General features: G+C 39.0%; 17 protein-coding genes and 1 tRNA gene. 14 read left to right on the forward strand and 4 right to left on the reverse strand.

Translation table 11 applies throughout. The features are described 5' to 3' along the window. Nucleotides 1-23: 23 nt before the first annotated feature. From UABAM_RS32480 to UABAM_RS32490, 3 genes are read left to right on the forward strand one after another with little or no spacing between them, the layout of a single operon-like run. A complete protein-coding gene (locus UABAM_RS32480; protein ID WP_151972394.1) occupies nucleotides 24-743 on the forward strand; it encodes a polyprenol monophosphomannose synthase in 720 nt (239 codons plus the stop codon). After that, nucleotides 736-1,083, forward strand: coding sequence for a hypothetical protein (locus UABAM_RS32485; protein ID WP_151972396.1), 348 nt, complete (start codon nucleotides 736-738; stop codon nucleotides 1,081-1,083). The genes UABAM_RS32480 and UABAM_RS32485 overlap by 8 nt, the downstream gene beginning before the upstream one ends. A gap of 8 nt (nucleotides 1,084-1,091) precedes the next feature. Then, nucleotides 1,092-2,057: a DUF368 domain-containing protein gene (locus tag UABAM_RS32490; RefSeq protein ID WP_173013710.1), complete on the forward strand. Its 966-nt coding sequence runs from the start codon at nucleotides 1,092-1,094 to the stop codon at nucleotides 2,055-2,057. Between the two features lie 19 nt (nucleotides 2,058-2,076). Here UABAM_RS32490 and UABAM_RS32495 read toward each other — a convergent pair. The 3 genes from UABAM_RS32495 to UABAM_RS32505 form a co-directional block, all read right to left on the reverse strand. Further along, nucleotides 2,077-2,160 (reverse strand) — tRNA-Leu (locus UABAM_RS32495). A gap of 50 nt (nucleotides 2,161-2,210) precedes the next feature. Continuing rightward, on the reverse strand, nucleotides 2,211-4,643 hold the full coding sequence (locus tag UABAM_RS32500; protein ID WP_151972400.1) for an ATP-binding protein: 2,433 nt from the start codon (nucleotides 4,641-4,643) through the stop codon (nucleotides 2,211-2,213). A 98-nt stretch (nucleotides 4,644-4,741) separates the two neighbouring features. After that, nucleotides 4,742-5,776 (reverse strand): anti-sigma factor antagonist, encoded by a 1,035-nt coding sequence (locus UABAM_RS32505; protein ID WP_151972402.1) that lies wholly within the window; start codon nucleotides 5,774-5,776, stop codon nucleotides 4,742-4,744. A gap of 592 nt (nucleotides 5,777-6,368) precedes the next feature. Here UABAM_RS32505 and clpX point away from each other — a divergent pair. Genes clpX through UABAM_RS32560 form a run of 11 tightly spaced genes read left to right on the forward strand, consistent with a single transcriptional unit; the run spans nucleotide 6,369 to nucleotide 20,345 of the window. After that, nucleotides 6,369-7,628 carry an ATP-dependent Clp protease ATP-binding subunit ClpX gene (clpX, locus tag UABAM_RS32510; RefSeq protein ID WP_151972403.1) on the forward strand — a complete coding sequence of 420 codons (1,260 nt, stop codon included), beginning with the start codon at nucleotides 6,369-6,371 and terminating at the stop codon, nucleotides 7,626-7,628. Beyond that, entirely contained in the window at nucleotides 7,629-8,633 is a 1,005-nt protein-coding gene (locus tag UABAM_RS32515; protein WP_151972405.1) for a Rossmann-fold NAD(P)-binding domain-containing protein, read from the forward strand. Between the two features lie 48 nt (nucleotides 8,634-8,681). Beyond that, complete coding sequence (locus UABAM_RS32520) at nucleotides 8,682-9,743, forward strand: aminopeptidase (protein ID WP_151972407.1); 1,062 nt, start codon at nucleotides 8,682-8,684, stop codon at nucleotides 9,741-9,743. Continuing rightward, entirely contained in the window at nucleotides 9,740-10,663 is a 924-nt protein-coding gene (locus UABAM_RS32525; RefSeq protein WP_151972409.1) for an ABC transporter ATP-binding protein, read from the forward strand. The genes UABAM_RS32520 and UABAM_RS32525 overlap by 4 nt, the downstream gene beginning before the upstream one ends. Further along, nucleotides 10,638-11,426, forward strand: coding sequence for an ABC transporter permease (locus tag UABAM_RS32530; protein ID WP_151972411.1), 789 nt, complete (start codon nucleotides 10,638-10,640; stop codon nucleotides 11,424-11,426). The genes UABAM_RS32525 and UABAM_RS32530 overlap by 26 nt, the downstream gene beginning before the upstream one ends. Nucleotide 11,427: 1 nt before the next feature. Next, nucleotides 11,428-12,654 (forward strand): hypothetical protein, encoded by a 1,227-nt coding sequence (locus UABAM_RS32535; protein ID WP_151972413.1) that lies wholly within the window; start codon nucleotides 11,428-11,430, stop codon nucleotides 12,652-12,654. A 21-nt stretch (nucleotides 12,655-12,675) separates the two neighbouring features. Beyond that, entirely contained in the window at nucleotides 12,676-13,905 is a 1,230-nt protein-coding gene (locus UABAM_RS32540; RefSeq protein ID WP_151972415.1) for a hypothetical protein, read from the forward strand. A gap of 13 nt (nucleotides 13,906-13,918) precedes the next feature. Further along, entirely contained in the window at nucleotides 13,919-14,686 is a 768-nt protein-coding gene (locus UABAM_RS32545; protein WP_151972417.1) for a YebC/PmpR family DNA-binding transcriptional regulator, read from the forward strand. Beyond that, nucleotides 14,673-15,605 (forward strand): tRNA (adenosine(37)-N6)-dimethylallyltransferase MiaA, encoded by a 933-nt coding sequence (gene miaA, locus UABAM_RS32550; protein WP_173013711.1) that lies wholly within the window; start codon nucleotides 14,673-14,675, stop codon nucleotides 15,603-15,605. Before UABAM_RS32545 ends, miaA begins: the two co-directional genes overlap by 14 nt. 3 nt (nucleotides 15,606-15,608) lie before the next feature. Beyond that, entirely contained in the window at nucleotides 15,609-16,541 is a 933-nt protein-coding gene (locus UABAM_RS32555; RefSeq protein WP_152021799.1) for an NHL repeat-containing protein, read from the forward strand. Then, the gene (locus UABAM_RS32560) at nucleotides 16,542-20,345 is read left to right on the forward strand and encodes an STAS domain-containing protein (RefSeq protein ID WP_152021800.1); all 3,804 of its coding nucleotides are present in this window, start codon (nucleotides 16,542-16,544) and stop codon (nucleotides 20,343-20,345) included. On the opposite strand, the gene UABAM_RS32565 is transcribed toward UABAM_RS32560, so the two are convergent. Continuing rightward, on the reverse strand, nucleotides 20,340-20,801 hold the full coding sequence (locus UABAM_RS32565; RefSeq protein WP_152021801.1) for an NUDIX domain-containing protein: 462 nt from the start codon (nucleotides 20,799-20,801) through the stop codon (nucleotides 20,340-20,342). The genes UABAM_RS32560 and UABAM_RS32565 overlap by 6 nt on opposite strands. Between the last annotated feature and the right edge of the window lie 18 nt (nucleotides 20,802-20,819).

Here is a 20,819-nt window from a genome sequence, read left to right on the forward strand (position 1 = left end):
GGTTTTTTACATTCAGCAATCATATGAAAATCGTTATTTTACTACCTACATACAACGAAAAAGACAACCTGCCGCTCATGGTCGAGGCTATTTGTCAACTTAAACCACAAATAGATATTTTTGTGATTGATGACAATTCTCCTGATGGTACAGGGAAGGTCGCGGAAAATCTGCGTGAAAAATATCGCAACATCTCTGTGATTCACCGCAAAAATAAGGAAGGTTTAGGTCGTGCCTATATCCATGGCTTTTACGAAGCTATGGCGGCAAATTATGACAAAGTAATTACTATGGATTGTGATTTTTCACATGATCCAAAGTATTTAGTGCGTATGGTGGAGTTGTCTAAGCAATATGACTTGGTCTTGGGTTCTAGATATGTACCCGGCGGCGGAGTGGATGGATGGTCTCTATGGCGCAAGTTTATTTCGCGTGGAGGTAATATATACGCGCGAATTTTTTTGAATTTACGTTACAAAGATCTCACTGGTGGATTTAAATGTTACGATGTCAAAGTACTTCGTAGTATGAATCTCGCATCACTGTGCTCTCAAGGATATACGTTTCAAGTGGAAACGACATATCGTATTCATAATCAAGGCTACCGAATTAAGGAGTTTCCCATCGTGTTTAAAGACCGCGTGTATGGTGAATCGAAAATGTCTTTTGACATTGCGTGGGAGGCGATTAAGATACTACCTCGTTTACGATTTTATAATAAAAGGGAGAAGAAATATGAATGATCTTTTGCGCAAGATACTTGTGGCAGGTGTGGGAGGAATGTGCGTTTATTGTTTTTTTATTATAGGTAAACGCGGTGTTGATTATGTGCAAGCAGAATTTCTATTGCGCGCGTTTGCTTTTGGCTGTTTGGCCGGGCTTATTGTCGGAGCGTTAGACGAAGTAGGTGGCAAAGGGTTGCCTCTTCTCACTTCATGGCTTGCTTTGGGAATTTGCGTTTTTGCTGTTCTTCCGATGCTACGTGCACCATTAGGAGACGATTTATTTTGGGTGTCGTTTGTATATGGATATGTGGCATATTTAATGTGGCAAGGTTATCATGGTAAATTACAAAAGTTTTAGGGATGGTGATGAAAGAAACAATTAAACACTTTATCCAGGGAGGACTCATCGGAATAGGTAATATTATTCCGGGGGTGAGCGGGGCAACTGTGGCCCTTATTTTGGGTATCTATAAAAGATTAATAGGGGTAATTGATTCGCTGAACGTCACAGCAGTTTTGTCGTTATTGAAGTCTTTATCGAGCTGGAGTAAGTTTAAAGAAGAGATGTCTAAAATCCAAGGATGGTTTTTGGCAACGGTTCTTTGTGGCGTTTTGGTCTTTGTATATGCTTTTTCTTTCGCCATTTCTTATTGCTTAAAGAATTTTCACGATGCCACATACAGTTTGTTTTTTGGATTGATACTGGCTTCTATTGTAATCCCCTTTCGCTATATTACCAAAAAAACATGGTACGGTTGGTTGGCGGCCGCGATAGCAGCTACCTTTGTCGTATGTCTTTCTTTTGGATTGTCCGCTGAGGAACAAGCGCAGGCACATCAGAAGAAAATTATGATAAAACAAGGCGTCGCGCAGCAAAAACTCGACGTGGACTATACAGAACTCGGTTACTATTTTATGGCAGGGGCTATTGCTATTTCTGCAATGATATTGCCGGGAGTTAGCGGATCATTTATTTTGCTGCTGATGGGTTCATATTTTGATGTTCTTTTGGCAATTAAACAACTTGATCTTTGGATAATTGGATTTTTTGGATGTGGATGTTTGGTGGGCTTGATTGGATTTACGAAGGTCATGAAATATCTTCTGGAAAAATATGAGTCGACACTGATGTTTTTTCTCTCAGGGCTTATACTGGGTTCTCTATATAGTATCTGGCCGTTTAAGAAAGCGTTGGTGGTGGATAACATGACATTTTATGGGGAGAATATTTTGCCCAGTGCATCATGGACGCATTTATTAATTTGTGGTGGAATGTGCTGTGTTGGAGTTATGTTGGTTGTTGTTTTTGAACGTTATGATGTGGAGAAGTAGTTTTGATAAATTTGGGGGATGCCGAAGGTGGGAGTCGAACCCACACGAGGTTGCCCTCACAGGATTTTGAATCCAGCGCGTCTGCCAATTCCGCCACTTCGGCTTGAGTAGAGTAGAATACAAAAATAGTTGATGAGTGTCAAGCAAATTTACTTAAAAAGTTTTGTTTTTTTTGCGATTCAATTCTTTGCGAATGGCAACGGATAACTGTTGCCTAGTGTAAGGCTTTCCTAGATAACTGCACGCACCCAGCTCTTGCGCTTTTTTTACGCGTTCGTTATTTGCAAAACCGCTGGCAATGATGGCTTTTTGATTTGGATGTATTTTTAGGATTCTTTGGTAGGTTTCCAATCCATCTATACCGTCTTCCATAATCATATCGAGTATGAGTATATCAGCATAGTTCTTCGATAGATAGGCCACTGCCTCTTCACCTGATGTCACACAATGAACTCTGTATCCCAGTGGCGTTAAAAATTCTTTGGCCAGTTCGCGCTGTTCCGGCACATCGTCAATGACAAGAACACTTTCTGTTCCTCTTAAGTTTAGCGATGCTGTGGCAACACTTTTTTCGCGAGGGGCGGTTTCCGGTAAATAAACCGAAAATTTTGTGCCTTTGCCTTCCACGCTTTTAATGTCTAAAAAGCCATTGTGATCATGTATAACGCCGTAGACAATGGCAAGTCCTAATCCCGTACCCCTTTTGTGTATTTTTTTGCTGTAAAACGGCTCGAATATTTTTTTGATATCCTTGCTGGCGATTCCTTGTCCGTTGTCTTCTATTTCGATCACACCATAATCACCTGGTTTTATTTCTTCGTAACCGAAAAAAGACTCATCTAAGGATCTTTGTTTTAGGCAAACGCGCAACTCGCCGCCTTTAGGCATTGCTTGCATTGCGTTTATGATCAAGTTCATGAATGATTTTATGAGGTGAGAAAGAGAACCTTTTATGAAGGTGTTGCCTTTATCGAGTACTAGGTCAATGTCTACATTGGGATAGCGATTTTTGATGGCCTGAAAATCTAACGAATGCAAATAGTCTTCTGCAATGCGGTTGATCGGAATGGGTTCCATACTATAATTTTCACGGCGTGCAAGAGCAAGTAAATCATTGACAACATCAGAGGCACGCTCGGCAGACTCTTTGATTCCATGTAAATATTTACAAAGCGGACTGTCTGGTGGAAGTTTCATGAGCAGTAAGTCAGGATAACCAAGAAGTCCACTGAGAATGTTATTGAGGTCGTGTGCTACTCCACCAGCCAAAAGTCCCATCGCCTCCATACGTTGCGCGCGTTGTAATTGCTCTTCTAGGGCCATTTTTTCTGTAACATCGCGTAGGATACCTTGGATATACGTGTCGTTTTCATCGATAACTAGGTAACGTATTTCTTCCACCCAGATGACTTTACCGTTTTTATGTACCATTCGATATCGGAGAGAACAGTGTTTTTGTTCAAAGACCTTACTGCGTTTCTCATAGTAAGTTTCAAAATCATCTTCAAAGACACACAAATCCCAGGTGTTGGGGTTTTCTAGGAAGTTTTTTGGTTCGTAACCCAAAATTTTCTCCACGGAAGGGCTGACGAGTAGGTAATTACCTTTTTGGTCATGACGATAAATAACATCCGAAGCATGTTCTATTATGGATTGGTAGACAGAACGGTAATGTTTTGCAGAGGCAATAAGCTTTTCTTCGAGAAGCATGCGTTCCAAAGCGAGGCCTACTTGACGCGCGATGGCTGTTAAAAGGTCTAGTTCATCTTCACCAAATAGATTGTCTGTTGATGTCGAGTCGAGATACAGTGCTCCTAGACACCCAGATCGTCCCATTAGTGGTACACAAATAGTGGAGCGAATCTTGAGTCTTTGCGAGTGTGTACTTTCGAGTAGTGATTCTTTTGTACTTACCGTTCCTTGTTCGTTGATGATTGTGTTATCGAGAATGGATTTGTCTAGCTCAAATTCTTTCATGCTTTGTTCACCAGAAGCTTTTCTCGAAAAGAATATGTGCTTAGCTTCTTTGGGTTGCATGGAACTCTGCATGAGAAATACACAGCCTCTTTCAGAGCACAACTCGATAGTGACCTCTTTGATGAGTACTTGCAAAAGTTCGTCAATGCTATGGTAATTGTAAACTAATTTGCTAATCTTGTGCAGTAGTATCAGGTCACGATGCATTTTGATGGTTTGAAAGTTTTTCGAAAAGGTGGGGTCTTTTTTCTTTTTACGGAAAAGTACGTTGTTTTCTAGATCTATTTCAAGCGTGGAGTATTGAGGGATTTCGTTACTCTCATGGAGGCGAATTTTGATCAAACCTATTTGAATTAGGTCGTTGGTGTACAATGTTGCACGATCTTGAATTCTTTGATTGTTAACAAATATACCATTGACGCTGTTGGCATCTCTGATGGAAGGCGTTTGGTCTAGCATACTAATATAGCAATGAACACGTGAAACGCTTTCATCTGCTATTTGTAAATCACAGTCATCCCCGCGACCAACTACGAGGTTACTTCCTGGTTTTAGTTGTAACTTTATTCCTTTGCCAGCACCGTTTAGTATTGTTAACTGTAAACTCATCAAAGATCCAATCTTTTGTTACACTCCCGCCAAAGGCGGAATCCAGCAAGAATACTAGTTTGTAAACAAATAAATTTGCTGAATTCGTGTTGGGAAATCTAATTGAATTTTTTCACCATGGTGATGACATTTCCGCCTTTAGGGTGTTGTTTGTGTTCGAACTCATCCATTACTTGTCGACTTCTATCAAAGCACGATTTGTTGTCGTAAATGAATTTTCCATAATCAGATATTTGGATCTTGAGTTCTGTTGAGGATGGATTGATAACAACGCTGTAAGAATAATATTGTTTGTTGTCATACGCTTTTTCGATCACAGCGCCGCAAATTTCCATTAGACATTCTTTTATTGCTTTGATGGAGTCCGCTGGAAAACCTATGCGACTGGCAAGAACACCCACAAATTCACAAAGACCTTCTACGCATTCGTCTGTACATGCCAATTTCATTTGTAGTGAAGCGGCTTTTTTTCTCTCGGTAAATGTTGCTGTACCGTCTTTGGTGAGCTTAAAGAAAGTTCCACATCTTGGGCATTTGTAACTTCCAGGTTTGGGAATAGTAAGCTTCACAGTACATACAGCGCAGACTAGTGAATAAGGAGATCCTGGAGATTGTGGAGGCGGTACTTTTGTTTTTATTACATTGTAGCCACTGTCAGCACTTTTACTAGCCGGTGGTTTACTGCTACTGCCGCTACTGCTGCTACTGCTACTCGCTGGTTTTTCTTGGGTTTGACTTTTTTGGGAAGAACCGCCACCCATTTCCTCTGGCTTGGCTGATTTTTGAAAAAAGCCTAGAGCTTCTTTTTCGTTAGAGAATATCTTAAAGAAAGCGTTCAAACCCAACATATCAAATACAACCTTTACTTTGGGATGTATTTTGACAAGGGCAATACCCCCACCTCGATTTTCGAGGGCATCAGCGACATTAACCAGAGTACCTAAACCTGTACTGTTTACATATTTGATTCCCACCATATCTAAGATAAAGCGCGTATATCCTCCGTTTTGTAGCTCATCCAACTTTTCTTGGAAATGGACTACTGTTTTTGCATCAATGGCTCCGTTTATGCGGACAATTGCTGCGGTGTTCATTTCTGGCAATTGCTCAACAGTAAATGTCAAATCCGCCACATTAGGCCTCCTTGCAGTATTGTCAAAAACTGTTCGTGGTTACAAGGACAAATTCTTACTGACAAACATATTGAGTTAGTCAAGCAAATAGCTGTCCTAATTTGGAATAGTTATAATAATCTTTTTGAGTATATCATGTCTGTGATATAAGTCAAGTCTTCACTTGGAAGGTTAATTTTAAATTATAGTACAATTTTTTGTAGGGATTATCAATTGTTTTATTTCCGTTATTACGACTTGTGCTGTTGCAAAAAGTTAATTGATCCCAATCTTGACCCTAATCCCGATTCTGAAAAGCAGCAAATAAAAGAGTTTTCTTAGATAAACGTTTCCTTAAAAAGACGATAAATTTGCTATTTTTGCTGTCGGCAAAGTCTTCTTTTTTCATCGGTTATTTGGTAATTAATAACACTGTATGACAACGTTTGTAAGAAATCTTGCAAATTTGAATTTTAATTGTATGATTGTTGTATAGTTATGTAGTAAATAAATCGACTTAAGAATATTGTAGTGTATAAGAGACCTTAAATCAAAGAAACATGGATGAGGTCGTTCATGCATTTTACGTAAACGCCTTTTTTAGGGAAACTTCATGTCTAAGAAATATAATGTTGAGCGATGTACTTTTTGTGGTAAGAGTAGAAAATTAGTTGATACATTAATCGCAGGCCCCCCGGGTATCTACATATGTAATGAATGTATTGAACTTTGCAATACTATTCTCGTAGAAGAAGTCAGACGCAAAGGACAGGAAAAAGGTTCTGGAAAAGATAAAAAACTACTTTCTCCTAAAGAAGTTATGGCGGAACTTGATAAATTTGTCGTTGGCCAAAAAATGGCAAAGAAAGTTCTATCGGTTGCCGTTCACAATCATTACAAGAGAATTTTGCGTGGAAATGTCGGAGATGAAGTTGAAATAGAAAAAAGTAATATTCTATTGATAGGACCTACAGGAGCTGGGAAAACTTTATTGGCAAAAACTCTGGCAAAAATTTTAGATGTTCCTTTTGCAATTGGCGATGCAACGACCGTTACCGAAGCGGGTTATGTAGGGGAAGATGTCGAAAATATACTACTGCGCTTAGTTCAGGCCGCGGACTATGATATCGAGCGGGCAAGTAACGGTATCATTTTTATTGATGAAATAGATAAGATCGGAAAAACTAGTAAAAATGTGTCTATAACACGCGATGTTTCTGGAGAAGGTGTACAGCAGGCGCTCTTAAAAATACTCGAAGGCACCATGGCGAATATCCCTCCTCAGGGAGGACGCAAACATCCCGAACAATCTTATATTCAATTAGATACTACCAATATACTATTTATATGTGGTGGAGCTTTTACTGGGCTAGAAGAGATTGTTGGACAACGCATAGGCAAAAAATTAATAGGTTTTCACGAAGATGCAAAAGATCTCAACGAGAAAGAAAAAGGAGACCTTTTGCAACAGGTACAAGTAGAAGACTTGGTCAGTTTTGGTTTAATTCCCGAATTTGTAGGGCGTTTACCTATCGTAGCATCCTTGAATCCTTTATCTGAAGACGATTTAGTTCGCATTATGGTGGAACCCAAAAACGCTATTGTACGTCAATACGAGAAGTTTTTTAAGATGGATGATGTGGCGTTAGAATTTGAAGACGATGCATTGCGCGCTGTAGCAAAAAAAGCGCTTGATCGCGGTACAGGTGCACGCGGTTTGCGTTCGATCCTCGAAAGTTTTATGTTAGACATTATGTTTGAAATTCCATCGCGAAGTGATATCAAAACCGTTACGATTACCGAAGGTATGATACAAGGTAAACAGCCTGTTGTTCCGCCAACAAAAACAAAAAAAAATTTAGAAAGCGCATAAATGAGATTTAGAACGAAACACTTTCTGACTCTTCAAGAACTACGACGCGATGAGTTGGAGGATCTTATTGAAGGTGTAATTAAGGCAAAAGAAAAAAATCACTTTTCTGGTTTAGAGCACAAAACCATACTCGGTTTTTTTCCCGATCATTGTATATATAGCCGTCTTTCTCTAGAGTCTGCAGTAAAAAAACTGGGAGGTAGTATCGTTAACATCAACTTTTCTAGTGAAAAGTGGAATCTTCTTCACGAAAGTGGTGTGATGTGTCTTCATCCTAATATGGCTCATATTCGCGATGCTGCCGCTTTTTTAGACACATGTGGAGATGCTTTGGCTATTCGTCATTTACCGTACTCAGGATCATGGCGTACCGATCGCCAGGATTCACTGCTACGCTATATTACGCGTTATAGCTCTATCCCGATTATTAACTTGGAATCCAACCTGTACAACCCTCTACAAGGTTTGGCTGATCTTGTGAGTGTTAAGGAATTGTTGAAAAATTTCAATGGTTGGAAAGCTGGTATTGTTTGGACGTACCACCCGTACGCCCATGGGGTGGGGAGTGCGAACGAATTCGCCTTGGCCGCCTCAAAGTTAGGCATGGATTTGACGGTTTCGGCACCCAAAGGTTTTGAATTAGACTCTGGTATTGTTAAATTAATTGATAAGAATACCGCGCACAATCGCTCTTCTTTTGAAGTGAGCAATAAAATGGATGATGCTTTAAATGGAGCACATATTGTATATGCGATGAACTGGCGTAGTTGTAAACATTATGCCGATCGTGCTGCGGAAGAAGTTTACCAAAAGCAATTTGATAAGTGGGTAATTAAAAATTCTGACATGGAAAAAACGGACGGAGCTTTCCTCTTACATCCGTACCCTATTCGTCGCAATGTGTGCGTTATGGAAAAAGTTTTGAACTCGAAAAGTTCGATGATAAACCGGCAAATTGAAAATAAGGCATATGCGCAAAAATATATTTTATCCGAGAGACTTTAAATTGGCAATGTAAGCAAAAACGAGTTCTTGACTGTAGAAAGGGAAACAATGAGCGATCCGCGAATTACTCGTTTTACACAGATAATATGTGACGCTTTGGAGATAGTAGAAGATGATGTAGTCCTTATCATGAGCACAGGAAATACCGCCTCTTTGCTTTTTGAGTTGCAAAAAGAAATCTTACTGCGCAAGGCTTTTCCAGAAATACACATTACCCTAGAAGAGACACGCTATATTTTATTTAAATATGGAGAAAAAAAACACCTAAGACGTTTTCCACCAGGTTTGGCGAAAGATATCGAATTGGCAACCAAACTCATTTCTATCGATGCCGCAACAAACCCTAACCAATTGAGTAAAATTGATCAAGAGCGACTTAACTTGTGGAATCAAACTGTTGAACCATATCACTCTAGACTTGATTTTGTGCCCACATTGGTGACTATTTTTCCCAATGCATATTATGCAAATAAGGCGAATATGAGTTTAGATGAATACCAAGACTTGTTTTATAGCGCTGTATCTGTAGATTTGCAAAACTTATACAAAAAGTACAATCATATAGAGAAGCGGTTGAACAGTGGCAAAAACTTTCACATTAAAACAAACGATACACAGCTGAACTTTTCTCTGGGGGAAGGACGAATTTTTACCATGCATTCGTTGCTCATTAACTTACCTAATGGAGAAATTTTTTGTTCGCCGTGCGATAGTTCTGTCAATGGCCACATTCGTTTTGATAGTGCTTCTTACAACGGAAAAGAATTTCCCAATTTGTTTTTAGAATTTAAAGATGGAGAAGTCGTAAATTGCAGCACTAGCGGCAACAAAAATGAATTTGCACAGCTACTGGAAACTGATCCTGGTGCAAAACGGCTAGGAAAGTTTGGTTTTGGTATCAATCCGGATATTAAAGAACTGACAAACGATATTCTCTTTGACGAAAAGATTGCGGGAACTTGCAATGTTTCTCTTGGAGACGCTTATCCTGAGGTGGGGGGGACAAATCGTTCGGCTATTCACTTCGATATAGTAAAAGATATGCGTGAAGATAGCGAAGTTTACATTGACGATGAACTTATTTATAAAAATGGAAACTTTTTGATATGAAGACAGCAATTGAAACTAAAAATTTAACGGTTGTTTTTCGCGGGAAATGGGGTGTCCAAAAGAGAGCTGTTCACAATTTAAGTTTGAAAGTTTCGGAAGGTTCTATATTTGGTTTTATCGGACACAATGGCGCTGGAAAAACAACAACAATTAAAATTTTGACGGGCCTATGCCGACCAACTAGCGGAGAAGCGGAGATTATGGGGATATCCGTTAACAACGTCGCTGCGCGCAACAAAATAGGATTTTTACCAGAAAATCCATATTTTTACGAATATTTAACGGCGGGAGAGTCACTAACTTTTTATGCGCGTTTGCGTGGAATCCCACGAAAGGATATCAATAAGCGTGTGGATGAACTTTTAGATGAAGTTGGGCTAAAGGATGCTAAGTCTCGCGCGGTGAAGGGCTTTTCTAAAGGTATGAAGCAGCGTTTGGGATTGGCCCAGGCAATGGTTCACAATCCTGAAATTTACATTTTGGATGAGCCTCTCAGTGGTTTAGATCCTGTGGGACGTCGTGAAGTTCGCGAAAAGATCATTGAGTTGAAGAAAAAAGGCAGCTCTATTTTTTTCACATCACATGTACTTGCCGATGTCGAAATGCTTTGTGACGAAGTAGCTCTTGTCTCGCAAGGGGAATTGGTTTCATTCGGTAAGATTGATGAGCTTATTAATCGCGAAGTGATTTCCGTTGATATCCACGGCGAGGGTTTTGAGCAAGGTTGCCTGAAGAAATTAGAGAAACTTTGCAAGCATATGGTACACAAAGATAATACCGTACTCATTACTGTTGATACCGAAGAAAAAGCACAACAAGCGAAGGAAATTTTGGAAAAGGGAGGTGGAACGCTACGTGCAATGATACCTCATCGGGAAAATTTAGAAGATTTTTATGTCAGAAATTCTAGAGGAGTTTAAGGTGAAATTTACCATAATTGCTCTGAATACATTTCGCGAAACTATGCGCGACCGGATTTTGCGGGTTATTGTTGGAGTATCGATTTTTGTCATTGTCATTTCTAAGATAATTGGCGAGTTGTCTATTGGTCAAGACCTGAAGATTTTGGTCGACTTTTCTTTGGGAACTATCGATATTTTTGGCGTGGTGCTGTGTATTTTTATTGGGGCCAGTTTAATTCAACGCGAAATAGACAAAAAGACTTTGTATACCATACTTTCTTGTCCGATGAATCGCTGGGAATTTATATTTGGTAAGTATTTGGGAATGTGCATGACGCTTTTTGTTTCCACGTTTGTCATGGGAATATTCTTCTGTAGTTATTACTTTCTTATGGGCGGGCAAGTTAGTCTTGACCTTGTTGGTTGTATTGTCATGCTTTTTATGGGACTCATGGTTCTCAACTCCGTGGCAATATTATTGTCGGTGCTGACATCTTCTTCGGTAAGCATTATCGTAACAGCGATTACTTTTTTTATCGGAAGAAGCACGTATCACTTAAAAGCGATACCACAATTTAGTGATTCGGCGACGCTGAATTACCTGACAAATATAATGTACTACATACTACCGAACTTCAATAATTTTGACATTAAAGAAGAAGCAACACATGCGTTAACTATACCAAGTGAAGTTTACTTATATGCATTTTTGTACATGGTTGTTTACAGTTCCGTGATGCTGTATTTGGCGTCATTGGCGATTAACAAAAGGAATTTGTAATATGAAACGCGTAAAGTCTTTCATAATTCACTTTGTTATTATTGTGGTAATGATGAGTGCTGTTGTCGGCATTGCAAAAAAAATGGATGATATTCGGCCAAACCAAGAGCTACAAGAATTTTTGTATTTAGCAAAGAATAACCAAATTAAATCGTTTGCCTTTGGTTTTGAAGCGGAATATGCCGACATATTGTGGATGCTCAGTATCCAAGCTTTTCGTCAATACGCTATCGAAAAAACGCCGTTTCCAGAGGTAAAGCAAGTATACAAGAGTATTGCTAAATTAGATCCTCATTTTCAAGGAATGTATGAAACGGCCTGCATCTACATCAACATGGTGGAAAAGAGACCTCTGCCTGGGGTTCAGTTTATCGAGGAGTCTTTGCAGCAAGAAAAAAGTATTGGTGCGAAATATCCCGAAAGCGAAAAACTTTCTGGTCAACCGTGGATGTGGTATCTGCTGGGGCGTATATACTGTTTACAGCGTCTAGAACTACAAAACAAAGAGATGATCTTTGTTAAAGATACAATGCGTAAGGCAATGGCTTGTATGAATAAGTGTTTGCAGTTAAGTGATGGCAAACATATGGGAGCGCAGTTTTTTGCTTATTTCCTGGTGCGTTTGGACGAAGGTTTTTCATTTGATTTGGTAACATGGTTGCAAATTTACAGTAGTGCAGGAGATAATGAGGTACTGCAAAATCTTATTTTAAAAACTATACGTGAGCTTATTGCGGAAGCCCATTTGGATACGATACACAAAAAATTTAGTGAATATCACAAAACTCATGGATCATATCCCACGAAACTAAGTCAATGTATGCATTTTGTTCCTCTAGAGCCACGCGAAGAAGACATGCGTAAAATAACCGGTGAACTTTTGAACTTAGTGATGAGTTCGTTGCAAAAGTCTATGACCGCAGAACAAATGGAGCAAGCGATTTTCCGTTTTATTCATCAAGATATGCCTAAAAAATTTCCTAATGGACAACAATATATCATACAACTTAATCGCGTATTAAGTCCTAGCATCGAACAAAAAAGACTGGAAAAACAAGTCCGCGGCATACAAATAATGGTGGAGCGATTTAAGAAAAAATTTGGTCGTTTTCCAAACAATTTGCAGGAAATCGTGAACAAGTCGGGTTTAGACGAGATAAAACCATTACCTCTTGGTAAAAAATATACCTATGATGCAAAAACTGGTGAAGTGGGAAGCTCTGAATAAAACGGATGATCAGGAGATGCTATGAGCAAAATCTTTGAGAGATTATTAATAGCAAAACAAATATTATCTAAAGACCAATTGGAGTACTACAAGTGCATTGAAGCTCAAGAGGAAGGGCGAAGGCATCTTGGAGAAATACTTTTTGCGGAGAATATATTGACCAAAGGAACTCTCGATGAACTTATGATGTTAGAGGCAAATTACGAAGAGGTCAAAAGCAAAGAGCGTAAACGTAAAAAGGATAAAAGGTTTTTACATGAAGTCAAAAATCTGAAATTGGTTTGCAAAGAGGATATTGAGTTTTGTGCTGATTTGCGAAAGAGTACAAAGAAATGCTTTTTTGAGTTATTTGTAGAAAAGGGCTATGTGACACCATATATGGTGCGTAAACTGCTGAGAAAGAAATCCAAAAAGCATTCATCTCCCGAGGATTTAGTTGTTGATGCTACGCAATATCAAAAAGATCGATATTTAGGACAAATCGCCGTAAAGAACGATTTCATATCAGAATATCAACTACAAGAATGTTGGGCAGAATTAAAGGATAGTTGGCCAAATAAAAAATTGTTGGGAATTCTTCTGCAAAAAGGATTTATTAATGATAAAAGCGCGCAGAAAATGAATAAAGTTGCGCAAAAAACAATTTCAAAAAAATATCCTTTTTACAAACGACAAAAAGATGATATTGTAATTGCGCGTAAAATTGCACGAAAAAGATATTTGAGCCCATGGCGAATTAACAAATGTTTGTTGAAACAACTCAATATAATTCGCAGACAAAAAAAGTATGTATCTGTACAGCAGATTATGATAGACGATGGGTACTTGACACCGTATTTTTTTCGCAAAGTTCTCAAAATAAAAGATTCCGAAGAAATAAAAATTTTACCTATAGTCAAAGAAGAAATTTCCGACATTATAAAAAACGCTTCTTCTGAAGTACATTTGGTTCTCGATGATGAAGATATGAAAGATTTGTCATTGCCTATACCTTCACCAGACAAAGAGACACAAGAAAAAGAAATCGAAGAAATCGAAGAAATTGATGAAGAAGGCTTAGAAAGCATTGCAAATTTTACCAAGGATCACTTGGGAATAACCGCTTCGCAAACATTAAATATCAATGAAGATGATTTGCACATTTTTGATGATGAAGAAAGCAATGTTGAAGTAGATATTACTCTTGTTACAAACTCTGACGACGATGATGATTTTGATTTTGTTGTCAGTGAAAAAAATATAAGTGATTAGAGAGGATGTAAAGATGGCAGGACATTCGCATTGGGCCGGTATTAAGCATAAAAAAGGTGCACTTGATAAAAAACGTGGAAAGCTATTTTCAAAACTCGCAAAAGCAATTATTATTGCCGTAAAAGACGGTGGAGGAAGTACAGATTTAAGTAGTAATCTTAAACTTCGCTATGCCGTTGATCGCGCCAAAGAAGGCAATATGCCTAAAAATAATATCGAACGCGCTATTAAACGAGGTGCAGGTGTTGTTGCTGGGGGAACGGTTTTCTCCGAAATTATGTATGAAGGATATGGCCCTGGAGGTGTTGCGGTAATGGTAGAGGTTATAACGGATAACCGCAATCGATCTGCTTTTGAAATACGAAAAATATTTGAAAATAACGGCGGTAAGTTAGGCGAAAGTGGTTGTGTCGCTTATATGTTTGATAAAAAAGGTGTTATTTCTGTCGAAGAAAAAGGATTTTCGGAAGATGAGTTGATGGAAATAGCTCTAGAGGCGGGTGCTGATGATGTGGTGCATGAAGAGGATGGTTATGAGATTGTAACAGACCCCGGAAGTCTCAAAGATGTCAAGGAAACTTTAGAGGCAAAAGAAGTGAAAATTGTCTTAGCCGAAGTTACTACCGTTCCAAGTAACAAAATAGATCTCGATGAGCAAAACGCTCGCCAAGTTTTAGGTTTGGTCTCCGAATTAGAGAATTACGATGATGCTGACAACGTATATTCCAATTTTGAGATATCGGATGATATAATGGATAAAATATCTAGTGGATCCGAGTAAATTTTTATATGTTTTGGCCGGACCTACAGGAAGCGGAAAGACGAATTCTTCTATCAAAATAGCACAAACTTTAGATGCCGAAATTATATGTGTTGACTCCATGTCTGTCTATAAGAACATGGATGTAGGAACAGCAAAAGTTTTGCCCCATGAACGGCAAAAAATACGTCATCATTTGTTAGATATTTGCGAACCATGGGAAGAATTTAATGTTCAAAAATTTTTACATTTCTGTATTGAGGCCATTGAAGATATATTCAAGCGTAACAAAAAAGTTTTATTAGTGGTGGGCACGCCTCTATACTTTAAGGCGCTAGTCGAGGGAATGTTTGAAGCACCCCAGGCCGATGAAGAATTGCGCAAAAAGTTAGAGTTGCAAGACAGTGCTGACCTTCACTGTAAATTGCAGGAGATTGATAGTGAAGCGGCGGAACGTATTGCCGTAAACGATCGTAAGCGTGTCATCCGTGCTTTGGAAGTTTTCCATTTGACAGGGGAAACGATTTCTAAGCTACAACGAGAAAAAACAAAACCTGCGATTCACTATCCTTGGGGAGGATGTTGTTTAAATTGGCGACGCGACTTACTATACCGCCGCATTGAAAAACGCGTCGACATGATGTTTGAACAAGGTTTAATGAACGAAACAAGAGAGTTGTTATCTGCAAAAAAAGGTATTTCTAAAACAGCGGCCAAGGCCATTGGATACAAAGATGTTATTGAAGTGATCCTAGGTGAAAAGTCCGAAGAGGACTTGGTGGATGTGATCAAAAGAAATACACGGCGTTATGCAAAAAGGCAAATGACATGGTGGCGAAGTTTTAATATGCCATGGATTGATCTCGACGAAAAAAATGGTTCGACCGATTACATTGTTGACGAGGCTTTGAAAATATTTGCAAAACTAGGTCCTGTATAACTCATGATAAAATACTTTTTGTTTTTACTAACCGTTATTTTATGCGGATGCGATTCTAATCCATACATGGAAAATGATGATGCCATCAGATCATTTGGTGGGCGAGGAAATACCCCTGGAATGTTTAATAAACCACGAGGGGCTGCCGTATCACAAGATGGTAACCTTTACATCGTAGATATGACAGGACGTATACAGGTCTTTGATACCTATGGAAAATTTCTTTTTTTGTTCAATACCCCTGCTATTGCAAAAGGGAAACCCACTGGATTAGGTTTTGCCAAAAACGGAAATCTGCTTGTCGCTGATACACATTATCACCGTGTTCTTTGCTATACTCCTCAGGGAAAAAAACTATTTTCTTTTGGAAAATATGGTACAAAACCGCCCAATTTTATATATGTTACCGACGTGACTGCTGATGATAAATATATATATGTTTCGCAGTATGGCGGTGCATTAGGTAAATACGACTGTATACAAAAATTTGATTATGAAGGAAATTTTATCGACGCGTGGGGACAAGGAGGCAGTGCACCTGGTGAGTTTGATCGACCAATGAGTCTTGCGATTGATCAACACAATCATATGTACGTAGCGGATGCGTGCAACCACCGCATACAAAAATTTGACCTTCAAGGAAATCTTATTGCTACCTGGGGAAAGATAGGTAGTGATTTGGGAGATCTATCCTATCCTTATGGAGTTGTTGTAACACCAGACGCTTTGTATGTAAGTGAATTTGGAAACAACCGTATACAAAAATTTACCTTAGATGGTGAAGCAATTAGTTACTTTGGTACAGGAGGGCGGCAAATAGGTATGTTTGCCAACCCCTGGGATGTCGTCATTGCAAATGGGCAGCTTTTTATTGTGGATGCTCTTAATCACAGAATTCAGTACTTTTCTCAGTCGATTTTTAATATGGAGAAGTAAATGGTGCAATATAACGCTACGAAGAAAGAGGTTTCGTATAAAGTTGTTTATTATGGTCCAAAATCTTCTGGAACAACTACGAATTTAAAGTATATCGAACAAAATTCTTCTTATGCTCGTGGAAATAAACTTACATCTATTGCTACTGAGAGAGGGAAAGATTTAAATTTCGATTTTTTATCTTTGAACGTTGGCGTAATGGGCGGGTTGAAAACAACTTTTCAACTTTTTGGTGTGCCAGGCTCTAAAGATTACATGCCCATACTCAAACTTATATTACAAAATGTCGATGGAATTATTTTTGTTGCCGATAGCTGCGATTTAGATGGAAGTGTTCAGGCGATCACAGCACTAGAAAACTCGCTCTTGGAGCAAAACCTTCAACTGAACGATATTCCACTAGTTATTCAGTGGAATAAACGCGACCATGAAGAGGCAAAGGATATCAAAGTTCTACAAAAAGAAGTGAACTACATGGATGCGCGCGAAACATCGGCGTCTGCTGTTTCTGGAGACGGGGTTTTCGATACTTTTGAAGTGTTGGCCGATTTGCTTATTGAGCAAAATTATCAATTGGTCTCCAAAAATGAGCAGGAAAAGCCCAGTGAGAGATTTACGCCTCTTATCGATAAGATCGACAAAATAGAAAAAGTGGAGCCCATAGAGCAGACGCAGCGTAAAGTTTTAAGCCCAGAGATCGAAAAGATACTCAAGTCTAATATGAAAAATTTTCAAATTGTGGACGAAAGCTACCATGAAGTACCGGGCGAAGCACGAGTGCTTTTGCTGCGTTTGAAAGGAAAAATAGACAAAGAAAGTATTACTTTTTTAAAAGAAAAACTACAGGTGTGCTATCTCGAAGGGGATTTTCGCATTGTTTTAGATTTTAAAGATGTAGAGCACATGCAGAGCACGGCCTTTGGAATGATTATCGAAATTGCCAATAAAGCAAAAATGATGAAGGGGGAAGTGAACCTGGTGTATGTGCGCCCCAAAATCAAAACGTTTTTTGAGATGATGGGGGTCCAACATTTTTTAGGTATTTTCGATAGTGAAGAAGAGGCCATTGCAGCTTTTAAAAACAGCGGTGGTGAGAAAAAACCCGCGATAAGTAAGGTGAGCGAAACTTCTCGTCAGGAGCGCCCAAATCAGCTACAGTATAAAACCGTCGATAAAAACAAAAAGCGCATCTTTTTGAGTCACTCACCCGATGATGTTAGTGTGGCTGAGGAACTTGAAGAAAATTTCATGGAGAACCGTTACAACATTTGTCGTTACCAAACAGGAGGGGAGTGGACGAAAGAAATTACCAACGCTCTTTTAGAAAGTGACTCTGTAGTACTGCTGTGCTCTGACAGTACAGATGACCGCACTTTTTTTAGTCGCGAATGGGCAATAGGTGTTATCTTAAAAAAGCAAGTAATCCCCTGCTTTATCAATGACGAGTACGCTCTTCCATTACCATTGCAAAACCTACCAAGTGTGTCATTGCGGAAGTTTCGCAAAGGTGCCGAAGAATTGTTGACGATTATGAACAACGTGGCAAAGAATCGCCTGAGCCGCAAAATTGCCAACGTAAAACCACTAAAACAAAGTTTTTTTGGTAAAGCCAACAATAATTATTATGGAGATCATCAACATCTTGTCAGTCTATACCTTAAACTACTGGACTCTCAGAAAGTTTGTGTGATTCCGGCAGATGCAAAGTGGTCGCATGGTATTGGTAAGACAGAGCTTGTATACCAATTTGTGCAAAACTTTGGCTGTGTTTTCGAAAAAGGTATCGTGTGGATCAACGGTGCGAACAATCTCGAAAAAGAATTTGTCAATGCTGCAAAAAATTTGAATATTGAGTATAACAAAAACAATATTCAATTTTTGATGAATTTCAAAATGTATATGCAAAAAGAACAAACTTTGTTGGTGGTGGATAACGTGGGGGATTTTGAAAAAATGTCTCATGATATCGTACCTGGCTTTGCACCGCTTAGCTGTGATTGTCACAGTATATACATAAGTTCGCAAACAGAAATAGAAGGTATTGAAACATACCAAACACCTGTTGTGTCTGCTGAAGATACACTCTCTTATTTAAATGGTATACACAAACCCACAAGTATGCTCGACGAAAAAGCAATACGCGAATTGTGCAATCATATCCATTCTTTCCCTATCGCTGTGACTCTTTTATGCAGCTACTTTGGGAAAAATATGAATAGCACCTATACGCAGTATGTTCAGTCTTTTAGCTCCAAAGAGATGTCTCCTTTCGTTGTTGTGCAGTCAATTATCGAAAAACATCTTGAGCTAGTAAAAGAGGAAAGTGCGATGACCATGTTAAAAGTCATGGCATTATTTCCCGAGAATCGTAGTGTTACCCTCAACACACTTGCGTGTTTTTTGGGTGCTAATGAAACCTCGGATGTGATTAAAAAGAATATGCAGCGCTTGGTAGGTCTAAAGCTCCTAAATCAAAATTTGGACAACACTTTGTCGATGCATAGTTTAATTCGCAGTGAAACAATGAATTACTTTAAATTAAATGACAAAAATACGATGCGTAACTTTCGCAAAGGTATGGCCCAGAAACTTTTTGATTTGTATAAAGAATTTTCTTTTTTAGAGGCGCAACTATTCAAACGAGACTTACAGTCTATCATCGATGATTTTAATATTGCGTTTGTGTGGAGTGAAGGAAATAAGGAAATTGATAAGTTGCGTTCTGCTCTTGTGAAAGAAAAGAAATATATTGATGAATTTGCACATATCCCGCACTTTTTTATTCAACAGGTGTATAGTAATATTCGCGAAAACAACCGCACCGGAGATTTACTTGTAAATATTCTGGAGAATTCTCTTAATCATGTGGCGTGGAAAAAAAATTCTTACTGGTTAAAAAGAATCAATCGCATTCAAAACGACTCGTCTAAATTGGTGACAACGCGGATCTTAAAATACGCAGGCAATGCGTGCTCGGCAACATTTTCTAAAAACGGTAATCGCATCATTGTTGCGACACCGAACTCTGTAAAAACTTGGGACACTGCGACGGGGAAAGAAGTTTCGACTTTGTTATCAAAAGTAACAGACGCCAATGTTGTGGAAATGGCACCTAATGGCAAGTATATCATTTTTTGTAAGTATGATACCATTGGCTTTTGGAAGCAAGACGATCCCTTGGTAACGAGGATTAAAGGGCATAACGATTGGATTTTATCTCTAGCATTCTCTCCATATAGTCGCCTATTCTCTTCTGGTGGACGCGATGGTATTATCAAAATGTGGAGTATCGAAGCCGGACGACTACTTCGTGTTTTCCGCGGCCATAAAGGTGCTGTTACTTCGTTGAGTTTTTCACCGCGCAACACCGAGATGATTTCCGGTGGAACGGATAAGAATGTAATCTTGTGGAGTTTAGAGACGAATAACATTCGCAAATTAGAAGGACACTTTGACACCGTAACAGCAATTACATACTCTCATGATGGTTCAACTGCCATTTCTGGAGCGAAAGACTGTTTGGTAAAATTATGGGATACGAAAACAGGCAAAGAAGTGTTTACATTTGCTGGTCACAAAAAAAGCATAACGTCCGTTGCATTTTCTCCTAATGGCAAACTTGGTTTATCGACGTCTTTGGATGGGACTATGCGTTTATGGTGTTTGAACACAGGTCGCGCACTTCAAGTTTTTGCAACGGATCGCGCTTTGATAACCGGACGTTTTTGTGGTAATGAGATTTGGGCATGCAACAATTCGATGATACCAGTTGTTTATCATTTTAATTTAGAGCAAAACCTATAGTTTTTTTACCCGTAAGGGATTCGTGCGTAGTAAATCTCGTGGTGAAATAGCAGCTCCGTTTAGTATATGTTTGACAATTTGTAAAACTTCGGGGCTGCGCAAAGATAGTTGTTCTATTTCGTCTACAGTAAACCACTGTGCTGCCAATGTCTCTTCGTCAGGTTGTGACTTAGGGGGAGTTTCGTCTACCGGACGCGCTGTAAAAATGATGCGAAATCGACTAGTACTATCTGGATTTGCAATGTACTCAATACGGTAAATTCCTTCGATAAAAATGTGAATGCCCGCTTCCTCTAATGTTTCTCTTTCTGCTGCTTGTAAAAGATCTTCACGTGGCAAGACACCTCCCCCAGGAAAATACCATTTGCCTTTTTTTTCTTGTACAAGTAAGAATTTATGTCCTTGACGAGCAACAATAATGGTAAAAAAATGCGAAGGGATGGGCTCTCTTGGCATTATTTTCTCCTTAGGTGT

The sequence above is a fragment of the Candidatus Uabimicrobium amorphum genome, assembly GCF_009002475.1.
Taxonomy (GTDB): domain Bacteria; phylum Planctomycetota; class Uabimicrobiia; order Uabimicrobiales; family Uabimicrobiaceae; genus Uabimicrobium; species Uabimicrobium amorphum.

What these genes read in the sequence shown, in the direction of transcription:
- UABAM_RS32555 (WP_152021799.1), top strand. Translation starts at nt 15,609, where the DNA reads ATGATAAAATACTTTTTGTTTTTACTAACCGTTATTTTATGCGGATGC.
- UABAM_RS32500 (WP_151972400.1), bottom strand. Translation starts at nt 4,643, where the DNA reads ATGAGTTTACAGTTAACAATACTAAACGGTGCTGGCAAAGGAATAAAG.
- UABAM_RS32530 (WP_151972411.1), top strand. Translation starts at nt 10,638, where the DNA reads ATGTCAGAAATTCTAGAGGAGTTTAAGGTGAAATTTACCATAATTGCT.
- UABAM_RS32565 (WP_152021801.1), bottom strand. Translation starts at nt 20,801, where the DNA reads ATGCCAAGAGAGCCCATCCCTTCGCATTTTTTTACCATTATTGTTGCT.
- UABAM_RS32485 (WP_151972396.1), top strand. Translation starts at nt 736, where the DNA reads ATGAATGATCTTTTGCGCAAGATACTTGTGGCAGGTGTGGGAGGAATG.
- UABAM_RS32560 (WP_152021800.1), top strand. Translation starts at nt 16,542, where the DNA reads ATGGTGCAATATAACGCTACGAAGAAAGAGGTTTCGTATAAAGTTGTT.
- clpX (WP_151972403.1), top strand. Translation starts at nt 6,369, where the DNA reads ATGTCTAAGAAATATAATGTTGAGCGATGTACTTTTTGTGGTAAGAGT.
- UABAM_RS32540 (WP_151972415.1), top strand. Translation starts at nt 12,676, where the DNA reads ATGAGCAAAATCTTTGAGAGATTATTAATAGCAAAACAAATATTATCT.
- UABAM_RS32520 (WP_151972407.1), top strand. Translation starts at nt 8,682, where the DNA reads ATGAGCGATCCGCGAATTACTCGTTTTACACAGATAATATGTGACGCT.
- UABAM_RS32545 (WP_151972417.1), top strand. Translation starts at nt 13,919, where the DNA reads ATGGCAGGACATTCGCATTGGGCCGGTATTAAGCATAAAAAAGGTGCA.
- UABAM_RS32515 (WP_151972405.1), top strand. Translation starts at nt 7,629, where the DNA reads ATGAGATTTAGAACGAAACACTTTCTGACTCTTCAAGAACTACGACGC.
- UABAM_RS32480 (WP_151972394.1), top strand. Translation starts at nt 24, where the DNA reads ATGAAAATCGTTATTTTACTACCTACATACAACGAAAAAGACAACCTG.
- UABAM_RS32490 (WP_173013710.1), top strand. Translation starts at nt 1,092, where the DNA reads ATGAAAGAAACAATTAAACACTTTATCCAGGGAGGACTCATCGGAATA.
- UABAM_RS32535 (WP_151972413.1), top strand. Translation starts at nt 11,428, where the DNA reads ATGAAACGCGTAAAGTCTTTCATAATTCACTTTGTTATTATTGTGGTA.
- UABAM_RS32525 (WP_151972409.1), top strand. Translation starts at nt 9,740, where the DNA reads ATGAAGACAGCAATTGAAACTAAAAATTTAACGGTTGTTTTTCGCGGG.